Source organism: Acidovorax sp., from assembly GCF_046339755.1.
Taxonomy (GTDB): domain Bacteria; phylum Pseudomonadota; class Gammaproteobacteria; order Burkholderiales; family Burkholderiaceae_C; genus Acidovorax.
Genome location: NZ_JBKDTZ010000218.1, coordinates 20929 through 33737, shown reverse-complemented (window position 1 = coordinate 33737; position 12809 = coordinate 20929). Strand labels below are relative to the sequence as shown.

14 protein-coding genes, 1 pseudogene and 2 riboswitches are annotated in these 12809 nt (G+C 68.9%); of the genes and pseudogenes, 9 read left to right on the top strand and 6 right to left on the bottom strand.

What is annotated here, in order from left to right:
* From ACK59X_RS18415 to ACK59X_RS18395, 5 genes and pseudogenes are all read left to right on the top strand, one after another.
* The coding region (locus ACK59X_RS18415; RefSeq protein ID WP_409959520.1) for an AarF/UbiB family protein at positions 1 to 859 on the top strand (859 nt) is incomplete at its 5' end.
* 6 nt (positions 860 to 865) lie between these two features.
* Positions 866 to 1273, top strand: a complete 408-nt coding sequence (locus ACK59X_RS18410; RefSeq protein WP_409959522.1) for a DUF6463 family protein — start codon at positions 866 to 868, stop codon at positions 1271 to 1273.
* 147 nt (positions 1274 to 1420) lie between these two features.
* The gene (locus tag ACK59X_RS18405) at positions 1421 to 1864 is read left to right on the top strand and encodes a YXWGXW repeat-containing protein (RefSeq protein ID WP_409959518.1); all 444 of its coding nucleotides are present in this window, start codon (positions 1421 to 1423) and stop codon (positions 1862 to 1864) included.
* 128 nt (positions 1865 to 1992) lie between these two features.
* Positions 1993 to 2412, top strand: coding sequence for a hypothetical protein (locus ACK59X_RS18400; protein ID WP_409959516.1), 420 nt, complete (start codon positions 1993 to 1995; stop codon positions 2410 to 2412).
* A gap of 83 nt (positions 2413 to 2495) precedes the next feature.
* Positions 2496 to 2585: riboswitch (glycine riboswitch) on the top strand.
* Between the two features lie 5 nt (positions 2586 to 2590).
* Positions 2591 to 2700: riboswitch (glycine riboswitch) on the top strand.
* A gap of 106 nt (positions 2701 to 2806) precedes the next feature.
* A pseudogene (locus ACK59X_RS18395) lies at positions 2807 to 4120 on the top strand (D-amino acid dehydrogenase).
* Between the two features lie 8 nt (positions 4121 to 4128).
* Here the strand turns inward: ACK59X_RS18395 and ACK59X_RS18390 are convergent.
* Both ACK59X_RS18390 and ACK59X_RS18385 read right to left on the bottom strand, forming a co-directional pair.
* Positions 4129 to 4449 (bottom strand): c-type cytochrome, encoded by a 321-nt coding sequence (locus ACK59X_RS18390; protein ID WP_409959514.1) that lies wholly within the window; start codon positions 4447 to 4449, stop codon positions 4129 to 4131.
* A 13-nt stretch (positions 4450 to 4462) separates the two neighbouring features.
* Entirely contained in the window at positions 4463 to 5692 is a 1230-nt protein-coding gene (locus tag ACK59X_RS18385) for a sulfite oxidase (protein ID WP_409959512.1), read from the bottom strand.
* Positions 5693 to 5907: 215 nt separating this feature from the next.
* Between ACK59X_RS18385 and ACK59X_RS18380 the strand changes: the two genes are divergently transcribed.
* On the top strand, positions 5908 to 7083 hold the full coding sequence (locus ACK59X_RS18380) for a rhodanese-like domain-containing protein (RefSeq protein ID WP_409959510.1): 1176 nt from the start codon (positions 5908 to 5910) through the stop codon (positions 7081 to 7083).
* A 34-nt stretch (positions 7084 to 7117) separates the two neighbouring features.
* On the opposite strand, the gene ACK59X_RS18375 is transcribed toward ACK59X_RS18380, so the two are convergent.
* From ACK59X_RS18375 to ACK59X_RS18365, 3 genes are all read right to left on the bottom strand, one after another.
* A complete protein-coding gene (locus ACK59X_RS18375) occupies positions 7118 to 8419 on the bottom strand; it encodes an FIST N-terminal domain-containing protein (protein ID WP_409959508.1) in 1302 nt (433 codons plus the stop codon).
* Between the two features lie 44 nt (positions 8420 to 8463).
* Positions 8464 to 9303 carry a PhaM family polyhydroxyalkanoate granule multifunctional regulatory protein gene (locus ACK59X_RS18370; RefSeq protein WP_409959506.1) on the bottom strand — a complete coding sequence of 280 codons (840 nt, stop codon included), beginning with the start codon at positions 9301 to 9303 and terminating at the stop codon, positions 8464 to 8466.
* Positions 9304 to 9391: 88 nt separating this feature from the next.
* Positions 9392 to 9871 (bottom strand): copper chaperone PCu(A)C, encoded by a 480-nt coding sequence (locus tag ACK59X_RS18365; protein ID WP_409959504.1) that lies wholly within the window; start codon positions 9869 to 9871, stop codon positions 9392 to 9394.
* 147 nt (positions 9872 to 10018) lie between these two features.
* Between ACK59X_RS18365 and ACK59X_RS18360 the strand changes: the two genes are divergently transcribed.
* Together ACK59X_RS18360 and ACK59X_RS18355 are read left to right on the top strand one after the other, a co-directional pair.
* Positions 10019 to 10663, top strand: a complete 645-nt coding sequence (locus tag ACK59X_RS18360; RefSeq protein WP_409959502.1) for a glutathione S-transferase — start codon at positions 10019 to 10021, stop codon at positions 10661 to 10663.
* 40 nt (positions 10664 to 10703) lie between these two features.
* Positions 10704 to 11117, top strand: coding sequence for a VOC family protein (locus ACK59X_RS18355; protein ID WP_409959500.1), 414 nt, complete (start codon positions 10704 to 10706; stop codon positions 11115 to 11117).
* 57 nt (positions 11118 to 11174) lie between these two features.
* Here the strand turns inward: ACK59X_RS18355 and ACK59X_RS18350 are convergent, their stop codons facing one another.
* The gene (locus ACK59X_RS18350; protein WP_409959498.1) at positions 11175 to 11729 is read right to left on the bottom strand and encodes an Rrf2 family transcriptional regulator; all 555 of its coding nucleotides are present in this window, start codon (positions 11727 to 11729) and stop codon (positions 11175 to 11177) included.
* Between the two features lie 155 nt (positions 11730 to 11884).
* Here ACK59X_RS18350 and nhaR point away from each other — a divergent pair, with 155 nt between their 5' ends.
* Positions 11885 to 12781 carry a transcriptional activator NhaR gene (gene nhaR, locus ACK59X_RS18345; protein ID WP_409959496.1) on the top strand — a complete coding sequence of 299 codons (897 nt, stop codon included), beginning with the start codon at positions 11885 to 11887 and terminating at the stop codon, positions 12779 to 12781.
* Positions 12782 to 12809: the final 28 nt, after the last annotated feature.

The window sequence follows — 12809 nt, the reverse complement described above, 5'->3', positions numbered from 1 at the left end:
CCTCGCCGCCCCCCGCGCCCCGGCCAGCCGGCCCGCGCGCCCCAGCCGGCGCGCCCTGGCGCACAGCGCCCGGCCACTGCCCGGCGCGGTGGTGGTGGAGCGGGTGCTGGAGGAAATCGAGCGCACGCTGCGGCACGAGGTGGACTACCTGCACGAAGCCCGCCAGCTGCAGTGGTTCGCCGAGCATGCGGCGCTGCCCGGCATCGTGCTGCCGCGGCCCATCGCCTCGCACACCCGTGCGCAGGTGCTCACCCAGCAGTACCTGCCGGGCCTGCACCTGGGCGAATGGCTGCGCAGCGAGCCCCCGCAGGCCGCGCGCAACCAGGCCGGCCAGTTGCTCTGGGACTGGTTCATGCACTGCACCTTCGGCCTCGGTCACATGCATGCGGACCTGCACCCGGGCAACTTCCTGTTCCTGCCGGACGGGCAGCTCGGCGTGCTCGATTTCGGATGCACGCGCGAGCTGTCGCCCGCATTCCGCAGCGGGGTGTTGCAGGCCTGGCGGGCACTGCTGCAGCCCGCATCGACCGAGCGCAGCCAGGACGTGCTGCAGGCCTATGGCGCGCTGGGGCTGGTCGGTGCGTCGATGGACCTCGCCACCTTCACCAGCGAGCTGGTGCCCGCCCTCTCGATCATGCAGGCCTGGCAGGTCGAGCCCTTCACGCAGCCGGTCTTCGACTTCGCCGGCAAGAGCCGGCCGCCCGCACCGGTGGCGGCGCAGCAGAAGGTGCTGGCCCGGCACCTGGCTGCCGTGCCGCCGGAGCTGCCGGCGTTCGAACGCGCCTGGCTCGGGCTCATGCACCTGCTGACCGAGATCCGGGCCCAGGTGCACACCCGGGCCGGGCACTGGATCGGCTGACCCCCCATCCCACCTCCCAGGAGAACTCCATGCACACCCTGCCTCCCTCCCTCCCTTGCCCTGCTGGCCACCCGCCCCTGGAAAGGCCGCTGGCTGCTGGCCGTGGCCCTGCTGCACACGGTGGTGGCCGCCATCCTGTTCGCGCCGCAGTGGCAACTGCTGTGGCAACGTGGCGTGTTCAACGCCGTGGCCGGCGATGTACACATCGGCAACGCCATCTGGTTCCTGCTGTTCGGCGCTGTGCTGGCCCTGTTGGCCTGGGAGGTGACGGCACTCGAACGCAGCCAGCCGGCCGTAGCGCTGCGGCCCATGGGCTGGTGCCTGCTGGCCCTGGTGGCAGCCGGCGTGGTGCTGATGCCGGTGTCGGGCTTCTGGCTGGTGCTGCCGCCGGCCCTGGCCTTGCTCGTGCGCTGATGTGACATAAATCACGCTTTGGGTGCGCAGGCCGGCCCGCAGCAACACCCGCTTACAACTCTTCGCACGGCCACTACACCGGCTTGACGCAAAGCGACCACGATCAAGGCTCCGGTTCCGCAAGGAATCATTTGCAAGGAGACCTTCATGGCCCGTATGGCCCTCGCCGCCGCTTCCCTGGCCTTGCTGTCGCTGGGCGCTGCTGCCCCGGCGCTGGCATCGCCCAGTGCCACCGTCGTCATCCAGACCGGCGCCCCCTCGTACCACACCCCCGTGCAACGCCCTGCGCTCGCCCCTCTGCAGGTCGTGCCCGTGCAATACCACCACGCGCCCCCACCGCCCCGCTACGAGGCCGTGCCGCCCCACCGCCGCGGCATGGCCTGGGTGCCCGGCCACTGGGAGTGGCGTGGTGGCCGCCATGTATGGATCGGCGGCCACTGGGTGAAGGCCCGTCCGGGCTACTACTACCGCGAGCCGCGCTGGGAAGAGCGTGGCGGCCGCCACTACATGCGCCCCGGCGGCTGGGACCGCGATGGTGACGGCGTGCCCAACCGCCACGACCGCCGCCCGGACAACCCGTATCGCAACTGATGGTGGCCGAGGCCGCCGAGAGCGGCCCCACACGCCTACAGGCGGCGAGGCGCGGCGCCTACAGACCCCGCGCCCCGGCCTCGCCACCATACAGAGGCGAAACCACAACATTGAAAAAGGAGTCACTCATGACCTACAAAACCATTTCCGCCGCCGCCCTGATTGCCAGCACGCTGGCCCTGGGCAGCTTTGCCCCTGTGGCCGTTGCACAGACGGTGGTGATCCAGTCCGGCCAGGTGATCCCCGCCCCACCCCCACCCCGCCGTGAAGCGGTGCCTGCCCCGCGCCGCGGCATGGTCTGGGAAGAAGGCCACTGGGACTGGCGTGGCGGCCGCCACGTCTGGGTGGCAGGCCACTGGGTCAAGGCCCGCCCTGGCTATGCCTACCGCCAGCCCACCTGGGTGGAACGCGAAGGCCGCTGGGAAATGCGCCGTGGCGGCTGGGACCGGGACGGTGATGGCGTTGCCAACCGCCATGACCGGGACCGCGATAACGATGGCGTACCCAACCGCTATGACAGCAACCCCAACAACCCGCGCCGCAACTGACGCATGACCGGGCCACGGCCCGGCCTTGCATCAGCAACGAACGCCGCACATTAGCTGCGGCGTTCGTCTTTCTGCGCCCTAGAATGGACACCGCAGGAGAGCAGGTGGCGACAGCCATCTCACCGAAGGCGCAAACTCCCATGCACGCTCAGGTCCCGTACTGCACCATCCATCATCATCAAGGCCGTCTGGAGAGTCGCTGCACCATGCAGCGCACCGAAGGAGCAAGCCGCAGCCCATGAGGGGCCCGCGGTGAATCTCTCAGGTACCAAGGACAGGGGGAGCGGCAGCCGGGCGACATGCGTCGTGCCTGCTGCGTGCTCCGGACATTGCGCTCCGGCGCCGTGCTGCACACGCGCCGCCGCCCGGTGATTGCCCTTTCAAAGGCTTTCAAATGCGTGTGATCGTTCGTGGTGCCGGCCTGCTCGGCGTGACTTCGGCCTATTTTCTGCAACAGCTCGGCCATGAGGTGACCGTCATCGACCGCCAGGGTGCGCCCGGTGCGGAAACCAGTTTTGCCAATGGCGGCCAGATCTCGGTGAGCCACGCCGAGCCGTGGGCCAACCCGAGCGCCCCGCTCAAAGTGCTGCAGTGGCTGGGCAAGGAAGATGCCCCCTTGCTGTTCCGCCTGCGCGCCGACATGCGCCAGTGGCTCTGGGGCCTGTCCTTCCTGCGCAACTGCACGCCGACGCGCACGCGCCACAACATCGAGCAGATCGTGCGCCTGGGCACCTACAGCCGCGACACGCTGCAGCAACTGCGCGCCGCCACGGGCATCGCCTACGAGCAGCGCACGCAGGGCATCCTGCACTTCTACACCAGCCAGAAGGAGTTCGACGGCGCCCTGGCGCCGGCCGAGCAGATGCGCGCCCTGGGGTGCGAACGCCAGGTGGTGAGCGCCGACGAGGCCGTGCGCATCGAACCCGCACTGGCCCACATCCGCCCGCAACTGGCGGGGGCCACCTACACGGCAGAGGACGAATCGGGCGACGCCAATGCCTTCACTCGCTAACTGGCGCGCCTGTGCGAGGCGGCGGGCGTGCAGTTCCGCCTGGGCCACCACATCACAGCGCTGCGCGAGGCCGGCGGGCGCATCGACCATGTGGAAGTGAGCAACGCCGAAGGCCGCTTCGAGCGCGTGCACGGCGATGCCTTCGTGCTCGCAATGGGCTCGTTCAGCCCGCTGCTGGCGCAGCCGCTGGGCATCCGCCTGCCGATCTACCCGGCCAAAGGCTATTCGGTGACCATGCCGGTCAAGGATGCAAGCATGGCCCACCAGGTGAGCCTCACGGACGACGAGTACAAGCTCGTTTTCTCGCGCTACACCAGCGAGCGCGGCGACCGCCTGCGCATCGCCGGCACGGCCGAGCTCAATGGCTACCAGCGCGACCTGAACCAGGTGCGCTGCGAGGCCATCGTGCGCCGCGTGGAGCAGCTGTTCCCGGGCGCCGGCGATGCCAGCCAGGCCCAGTTCTGGACCGGCCTGCGCCCGGCCACGCCGAGCAATGTGCCGCTGATCGGCAAGACGAAACTGGCCAACCTGTTCCTCAACACCGGCCATGGCACGCTGGGCTGGACGCATGCCTGCGGCTCGGGCAAGTCGGTGGCACGCATCGTGAGCGGGCTGGCGCCCGAGCTGGACTTCGCCTTCACGGGCATGCCCCAACGCAGCACGGCCGGCCTGTTGCCTGCGGCGTCGAAGGCCTGAGCACGCGCCTAGGGCGCGGCGCCCGAGGCCTGAGCGACAAAGCTGGCCAGTGCCCGCATGTCCTTGTCGCTGAGCTTGTCGGCGTAGGACGGCATGATGCCGATGCCCGCCTTCAGGGCGCGCAGCACGCGCTCGGCATTGGGCTTGAGCTCGTCCAGTGCGGGGCCGATCTGCCCCTCGGCCCCTGCGGCCTGCAGCGTGTGGCACACGGCGCAGGCCGGCTGGACCTTGCTGAACAGTTCCTTGCCGCGCGCTAGTTCGCCGGCATCCGCGGCCCAGGCGCCGCAGGCGGCCAGCGCCAGCAGCCCGGCAGCGGCGGCGGTGCGCAAGGTGCGCACCGCCTCAAGCGACAACCACGGTCACGCCGTGGTCGCGCCAGCTCGCGTTGTTGTAGCCACCCAGGTTTTCCTCGCGCTGCTCGGGTTGCACGTTGCCGGCGGTGTCGGTGGCACGGCTGAGCAGCTCGTGCGAGCCGGCCGCCAGGCGCACCGGCAGCACGAACTGGCGCCAGGCAAAGCGGCCCAGGTCGGGCCCGATGAGCTGCGCGGCCTGCCAGGTCTTGCCGCCGTCCACCGAGACGTCCACGCCCTTGATGCCGCGCGTGCCGCCGAAGGCCACGCCGTGCACCTGCACCAGGCCGGCCTTGAGCGTGCCTTGCTCGGGCAGCGGGCCGTTGATCCAGGATTTCGTCGTCATCTCCCAGACCGAGGGCTGGTCCGGGCCAGCCTTGGTGCCCGGGGGCGACATGCGGTAGCCGTGCGACATGATGCGCGCCTGCGACTGCTCGGCACCGAAGGCCACGCGCTTGACGTACTTGATGTTGTTCACGCCCTGGTAGCCCGGCACGATGAGCCGCAGCGGGCCCCCATGCGCCAGCGGCATGGGCTCGCTATTCATCTCCCATGCCAGGATGGCATCGTCCAGTGCCTTGACGGGCACCGAGCGCTCGACCACCACGGTGAGCGGGTCCACGCCCTCGGGCAATTTCTCGCCGCCGGTGCCCGTGAGGTAGGCCGCACCGCTGGCCAGCCCGCCCAGTGCGGCCACCACGTTGCGCAAGGGCACGCCGCTCCACACCACGCAGCCGGCCGCGCCCACGGTCCAGGGCGTGCCGCTGGGCTTGCTTGGGAAAAAGCCGCGCCCGTTGCCCGAGCATTGCAGCACGGTGGTCACGGTCTCCAACCCAAGGGTCTTGAGTTCGGCCACGGTGAGCGCGCGCGGATTCTTCACCCCTTCGATGGACACGCTCCAGCCGTCACGGTCGGCCACGACAGCGGCATCCGGCGCAGGCAGGTTGTTGCGGATGTAGAGCTGGCTCGCGGGCGTGACGACGCTGGTGCCGAAGACCGAGCGCCGCGTCTCCAGCGTGCTGCTGCTGTGCACGATGAGCGCGTCGGGATTCTTCCAGGCGACATAGGACGGCAGGGGCTTGGCCGCTGGCGCCGCGGCCGCCGGTGCGGGCGCAGACTGCGCATGCGCCCCCTTGCCCAGGGCAGCGAATCCCAACGCACTGAGCGCTGCGGCGCTGCCGGCAAGCATCTGGCGGCGGGGCAAGGTAGCGGGATGGGACATGGACGCGTTCTCCTCCGGTGGGGGTTGATGGACTGGCGAAAAAGCGGGCATGACCTGGGCCTGCCCTCTGCAGATTCTGGAGGGAGCGCCCTGATTTGCCCTCAGGGTTTTGCAGGGCACGTGTAAGAAATGGCAACAGACGCACCGGTAACGTGACCTTCGTAGCGCGTTGGTGCATATTTGACACGGGTTCACAGACTCCACGAGGAGAAGCCATGTACCGCCCTGCGTTCCTGCCATCCACCGTTGCCTTGTTTTGCGCCCTTGCCGCTTCTTCGATCGTGCAGGCGCAGCAGCTCACCGCGATCGTCGCGGTGGAGCCCACCGCGAAGAAAGCGGCGAACACCATCCTGCGCAGCAGCTTCGAGTCGGGCCTGTCCAAGGCCGCCGGGCAGCCCGCCACCGTGGCCACCAGCGAAGACCTGGCCGACGTGATGCGGGCCACGCGCAGTGCGGGCTACGACGTGTTCATCGGCCCCGCCCAGGTGGCCGCCTCGGCCCTGCAGCGCGGCTACGAGCTGGTGGGCGCCACGCAGAAGTCGGAGCAGTACGTGCTCGTGGCTGCGGGCTCGGTAGCCAATGTCGGGGCGATGAAGGGCCGCCGTCTGTACCTGCCCCAGCAGGACTCGATCTACACCTACATGGCGCGGGGCATGCTCAACGAGGCCGGCCTGTCGTTCCAGGACCTCAAGGGCGTGCAGCACGAAAAGCTGCCGCAGGCGGGCCTGAGCGCCCTGGTGCTGGGCACGACCGATGCCACCGTGGTGCGTGCCGACGAATGGGCCGAATGGACCGCCACCCACAAGGGCGACGCACGCGTGTTGGCCACCTCGCAGCCCGTTCCGGGCGGCTTTTCGATCGCCGTGAAGAAAGACCTGCCCGCCGACGTGAAGACACGCCTGGCGCAATGGTTCGGCAACGGCTCCAGTGCTGCCGGCCTGGGTACCGTGGCGCTCAAGCCCGAGGCGGGCGAGTACCGCCGCGTGGCCGAACTCGGCCTGTTCACGCCCAACAGCCTGCCCGGGGTGAGCCGCATCACGGCACGCGAGGCGCAAAAGCTGCAGGCCGAAGGCGCGGTGGTGGTCGACACCCGCACAGAGAAGGAATTCAAGACCAAGCGCATCCGTGGCGCCGTGCTCGCCGCCTACGGGGAAAAGAGCCTCAAGGACGTGGCCTTCAACGCCGCGCAGGACGACTTCCAGGCGCTGGAAAAGGTGGACCGCAACAGGCCCGTGATCTTTGCCTGCAACGGGGCCGAGTGCTGGAAGTCGTACAAGGCAGCCAAGGTGGCTGCCTCCAAGGGCTACAAGACGGTGTACTGGCTGCGCGGCGGCCTGCCGGAGTGGGATGCCGATGGCCTGCCCACGGAAAGCAACGGGCCGGCCGGTTGAAGCAGCCATGCCCGCCGCGCCTGCCTGCGCGCGGTCAGGTGAAGACCGTGAGCACGCCGGTGTAGCCGTACAGGTGGTGGTGGGCGATCTCGCCCCCCGCGAAAAAGCCGGCCAGCGGCACGTCGCCCAGCGCATGCCGCACGATCTGCAGTTCGGCACTGGGGCCGCCGAAATGCGGGCCGCCACGGCCTGAACAGCTGACGTAGATGGCGCCGCGGATGCGCCGCCCGGGCAGCGTCGCCGCCCGGCCTGGGGCGCCCGTTCCGGGCGCAGGGGCTGTCGCAGCTCCGGCATGGCCCGCCCCCAGCGGCGCGGGCTCCAGTTCCTCGGGTTCCAGCTCTTCGCGGATCTCGGCGCAGATGCGCATCAGGTCGGCACGCGCCGCCGCCGCGTTGCGCTGGCAGAACGCCACGTGCATGCCGGGCTCCACCTTGTCAGCGAGGGCCACGCCGCGGCGCGCTCCGTCGAGCCCCACGATGTGGCGCACGCGCGTGTCGGTGCCGAAATGGCCCGTGCGCTGCAGGCCCCGGGGCTGCGCCCCGGCATCCACCAGCCCGGCCAGTGTGGCGCGCACCTTGCGCAGCGCGGGCTGCGGATCGCCGTCGAGCGATACCTCCAGCGTGTCGAGCAGCACATCGAGCGCGGGTTCGCCGTCGAGCTGCAGCACCACGTTCTCGTGCGCAGCGGTCACGCTGCGCAGAGGCCCCACGGGCTGGCAGCCCTGCGTGACGCGCGAAACCAGGGCCACGCCACGGCCGAAGGCCACGCCGGACAGGCCGCCATCGAAGACGCCGCTGGCGCCGCCCTGTCCGGCCATGTTGCCGTCGCCGGCAATGGCGAACTGCACGTCCGCGCCCCGGCTCGCGCTCAGGCCGCCGAACAGGTAGCCGGATTCGGTGCGAGCGGCCATCTCGTCCAGCAACTCGGCGAGCTCGGGCACATGCCCATCGGCGTGCACCAGGGCCGTGTGGGCGACAAAGCCACTGGCGGGGTGGCGCTGCAGCGGTGCCACGCCCGAGAACACCCGGTACTGGTCGGCCGGCAGGTCGAGCAGCATCACCGACAGCGCGGGCTCGTCGAAATACTCGGCGTTGTTGGCGGACACCCCCACCCCGACGGTGCCGCTCCAGTCCGTCACCTCGGGCAGTTCGCTGGCCAGGAAGTCCAGCAGGGCCTGGGCCTCGCTGGCGTAGTGGTCGGTGATGTAGAGCAGCCCCAGCGTGGGGCTGCCCGCGTACTGGGGCAGCGCCATCTGCGCGCGCAGTTGCGCCAGGACCAATGCCGCCGCCATGCGCCACTGGGGATGGGTGGCGTGGCCACTGGGAAAGAGTGTCATGGTGCGTTCTCGCAGGCCGGGGCACAAGACCCGGCCGGGGTGCTTCAACCAGTGCGTTTGCGCGGCGCGCGCTTGGCCGCGGCCGGGGTGGTCTTGTGTGCCTTGGCGGCGGGTTTGGCGGTGGGGGCCTTCTTCGCGGCCGCGGGCTTGCGCGTGCCCGACACGGTTTTCATGCCCTTGGCGGCGAATTGGCTGGCCATGCCGGTGGCCGTCTTGATGGCCTCCTTGGCCAGGCCGGTGGCCATGTTCTTGGTGGTATCGAGGGCGGTCTGCTTGGCAGCGTCCTTCATGGCATTGGCGGCGATCTGCTGGAACTGGCCGGTGAGTGCGCCCCACCATTGCAGCGGGTCGACCACCGAAGCCTCGGGCGCCGCAGCGGCGGCCTTGCCGCCCTTCTTCGCCTTGGGGGCCGCGGCCTTGGCAGGTGCCTCCTCGGGCTCGGCATCGTCGTCCTGTTCTTCCTCTTCCTTCGCGCGGCCCGTGACGCGGGCGGCGGCGCCGGCCACGGCCTCGGCCGCACCGCTCACGGTGTCAGCGGCCTTCTGCACACCGCTCATCACGGTGTCGGCCGTCTTGAGCTTGAAGGCATTGGCCACGTCGCCCATGCTGAAGTTCATGCCCTTCAAGGTGGCCAGGGTCATCTTCTGCACCTCCAGCGCCTGGATGGTGGCGGCCAGTGCGCGCGAGTTCTGCTCCAGCCAGAACTGCACGGCCTTGAGCTCCTCGATGCGCTTGTCCAGCTCTTCGACGCTGATGGTCGGCGCCACCCAGTTGGACAGGTTGGGCAATTGCGGAATGCTGTTGGTCGCCCCCTTGGCCAGGCTCTGCAGGAAATCGAAACCGGGGACGAATTTGCCGAAACCGAAATTGGATGTGTCGCTCATGGCCGCTCCGCAAGATGGGTGGGGGATCTCTCCTGACAGCTTACCCCAATGGGTGGCCGCTGGCGATGGCGGGCAGGGTCCTCGCGCCTCAGTGTTTGTGCCCATGCGCAGGGGCGCCCGGTGCCGTGGCGGCCACGGGCACGGTCAGCTCTAGCCGGCTTTCCGTGCCCTTGGCGTCCTTGAAGGTCAGGGTGAGCGGCACAGTGCTGTCCTTGGCCAGGGGCGCCTTGAGGTCCAGCAGCATGACGTGGTAGCCGCCAGGCTTGAGCTCCACGGGCTTGCCGGCCGGCAGTTCCAGCACCGGCACGGCACGCATGCGCATCACGTCGCCGTCGAGCTTCATCTCGTGCACCTCGGTCACGCCAGCGGCGGGGGACGAGGCCGCCACCAGGCGGGCACCCTGCGGCGCGGTGAGCGTCATGAAGGCGCCGGTGCCCTTCTGGCCGGGCACGCTGGCGCGGGCCCAGGCGCCATCGACCTTTACTGCGGCGGGGGCCTGGGCCCACGCAGCACTTGCAAAAAGGGTCGACAGTGCCAGGCCGGCAAGGGTACTTGTACGGAACATCATGGGGAGAACTCCTGAAAACGGGAAAGAGGGCCGCGCACCAGGGATCGCAACCCCACTCAGGATGGCGCCTTGCGTCATCTGCGCGACGCAGCGCAGTCTGCCACGCCCCTAATATCCACAGAAAGGACACTGGAAGGAGACTACCCCATGCTCACCCTCTGCGGCTTTTCAGCCAGCAACTACTACAACAAGGTCAAGCTCGCGCTGCTCGAAAAGGGCGTGCCCTTCGAGGAGGAGCTGGCCTGGATCGGGGAGACCGACCGCAGCGCCAGCCCGCTGGGCAAGGTGCCCTACCTGCGCACGCCGAACGGCACGCTGTGCGAGTCGGCCGTGATCGCCGACTACATCGAGTCGGCCTACCCCGACCACCCGCTGATTCCGGCCGACCCGCTGGCCGCCGGCAAGGTGCGCGAGCTGATCACCTTCATGGAGCTGCACCTGGAGCTGGTGGCACGCAACCTCTACCCGCAGGCCTTCTTCGGCGGCACGGTGAGCGAGGCGGCGCGCGAGAAGGTCGGCGCGCAACTGGCGAAGAACATTGCAGCCTTCGCCCAGCTCACGAAGTTCGCCCCCTACATCGGTGGCGACAGCTTCACCGCAGCGGACTGCGCGGCCATCGTGCACCTGCCGCTGGTGTCCTCGGCCACCAAGATCATCTATGGCCGCGACTTCCTTACCGACCTGCCGGTGCGCGAGTACCTCACCCGCATGAACGAACGCCCCCATGTGGCGCGCGTGAATGCCGACCGCAAGACGAACACCGCCGAAATGCTGGCCCGCCCGAAAGGCTGACGTCGCCAAGGGGGTGCGTATCGGCTGCTATCCTGCGCCGATGCACAGCCTTTTCCATCTCGCCTTCAACGTCACCGACCTCGACGCAGCCCGCCGCTTCTATGGCGGCGTGCTGGGTTGCCGCGAAGGCCGCAGCACCGACACCTGGGTCGATTTCGACTTCTTCGGCCACCAGATCTCGCTGCACCTGGGCACGCCGTTCACCAGCGCCGCCACCGGCCATGTGGGCGAGCACCTGGTGCCCATGCCGCACTTCGGCGCCATCCTCGAACTGCCCGCCTGGAAGGCCGTGGCCGAGCGCCTGAAGGCGGCCGGCACGCAGTTCGTCCTGGCGCCGCAGGTGCGCTTCGAGGGCGAGCCCGGCGAGCAGTGGACGATGTTCTTCTACGACCCGAGCGGCAACCCGATCGAGATGAAGGGCTTCAAGTCCATGGAGCAGGTGTACGCGGCATAGGCCGCCACCTCCCCAGGCACCGGGCAACCGGGGCGGCCTGGCCGCCCCTGTCCCACGTCAGCGCCGCTGCATCAGTGGCATGCTTCCCAGTGCGAACACCGAGTTGGGCACACCCAGTCCTGCCAGGCGTGGCTTGGGCTTGGCGCTGGGCACGGCACGGGCGCGCTGCTGCGGCGCGGGCTCGCCGGACTCCACGACCACGCCCCGGGCCAGCTCCTGCGTCACCAGTTCCGCCAGGGTCACGGACTGCAGGTACTCCATCACCCGGCTGTTGAAGGTGATCCACAGCTCGCCCGTCATGGCCTTCATCTGCGCCGCCTGGCCCTGGGCCAGGCTCTGGGTGTCATCGCCCTTGAGGTTTTCCACCGCCAGGATGATGTCGGCCACGGACACCTGGTCCGCGCGGCGCGCCAGCGTGTAGCCGCCGCCAGGGCCGCGCGTGCTGTCCACCAGCCCGGCGCGCCGCAGCGCGCTGAACAGTTGCTCCAGGTAGGACAACGAAGTGCCCTGGCGTGCACTGATGGTCGACAGTGCCACAGGACGCATTTGTTGGCGCAGCGCGAGATCGGTCATGGCCGAAACGGCGAGCTGGCCTCGTGTAGTGATGCGCATCATTGACTCCTTGTGAACGTTGCATGGCCAGGTTTCGGTGCCCGGAATGGGCGTGGCGCGATCTGTCCATGTAGGTACTGTAGGGACATTGACACTTCGCGTATATTCGATTTATTGAGATTTTTCCTTCGTTTTTTACGAAGTATTGGAATGCCATGAATTTCAAGCATCTGCGCTACTTCTGGACCACGGCCAAGGCGGGCGGCATCATGCGCGCCGGGGAGCAGCTCAACACCACGCCGCAGACACTGTCGGGCCAGATCAAGCAGCTGGAGGAATGGCTCGGGCATGACCTGTTCAAGAAGCGCGGCCGGGGCCTGGAGCTGACCAGCGAAGGCCGGGTGGCGCTGGGCTATGCCGAGCAGATCTTTGCGCTGGGGGACGAGCTCGAAAAATCCATCCGCCTGGCGCGCGGGCAGTCGCGGCCGCTCGAATTCCGCGTGGGGGTGGCGGACTCGGTGGCCAAGTCGGTGGCCTACCACCTGCTGGAGCCGGCCCTGGGCCTGGCCGAGCAGGTGCACATGACCTGCCACGAAGGCAAGTTCCCCGAGCTGGTGGCGCAGCTGAGCCTGAACCGGCTGGACTTGGTTCTGGCGGACGAGCCGGTCTCGAAGAAGATCGGCGTCAAGGCCTTCAATCACGGCCTGGGCAGCAGCGGTATGAGCTTTTTCTGCGCGCCGGCGCTGCGCCGCCAGCTTGACGGGCCGTTTCCCCGGTGCCTGCATGGCGCGCCCATGCTGATCCAGGGCCCCCAATCCTCGGTGCGCCAGCAACTGGACCACTGGTTCAACAAGCACCAGCTGCAGCCGCGCCTGGTGGGCGAGTTCGACGACAGTGCGCTCATGAACGCCTTTGGCCGCGAGGGGCGCGGGGTGTTCACCTCGCCCACGGTGCTGGAGGAAGAGACCCGGGCCCAGTTCGGCGTGGAGGTGATCGGCCGCTCGGGAGAGCTGGTGGAGGAGTTCTTCGCGATCTCGGTGGAGCGGCGCATCAGCCACCCCTGCGTGGCCGCGATCACCAAGGCAGCGCGTTCGGACCTGTTTGCAGCGTAATGGGTAGCCCCCTGAGCCGCTTCGCGTC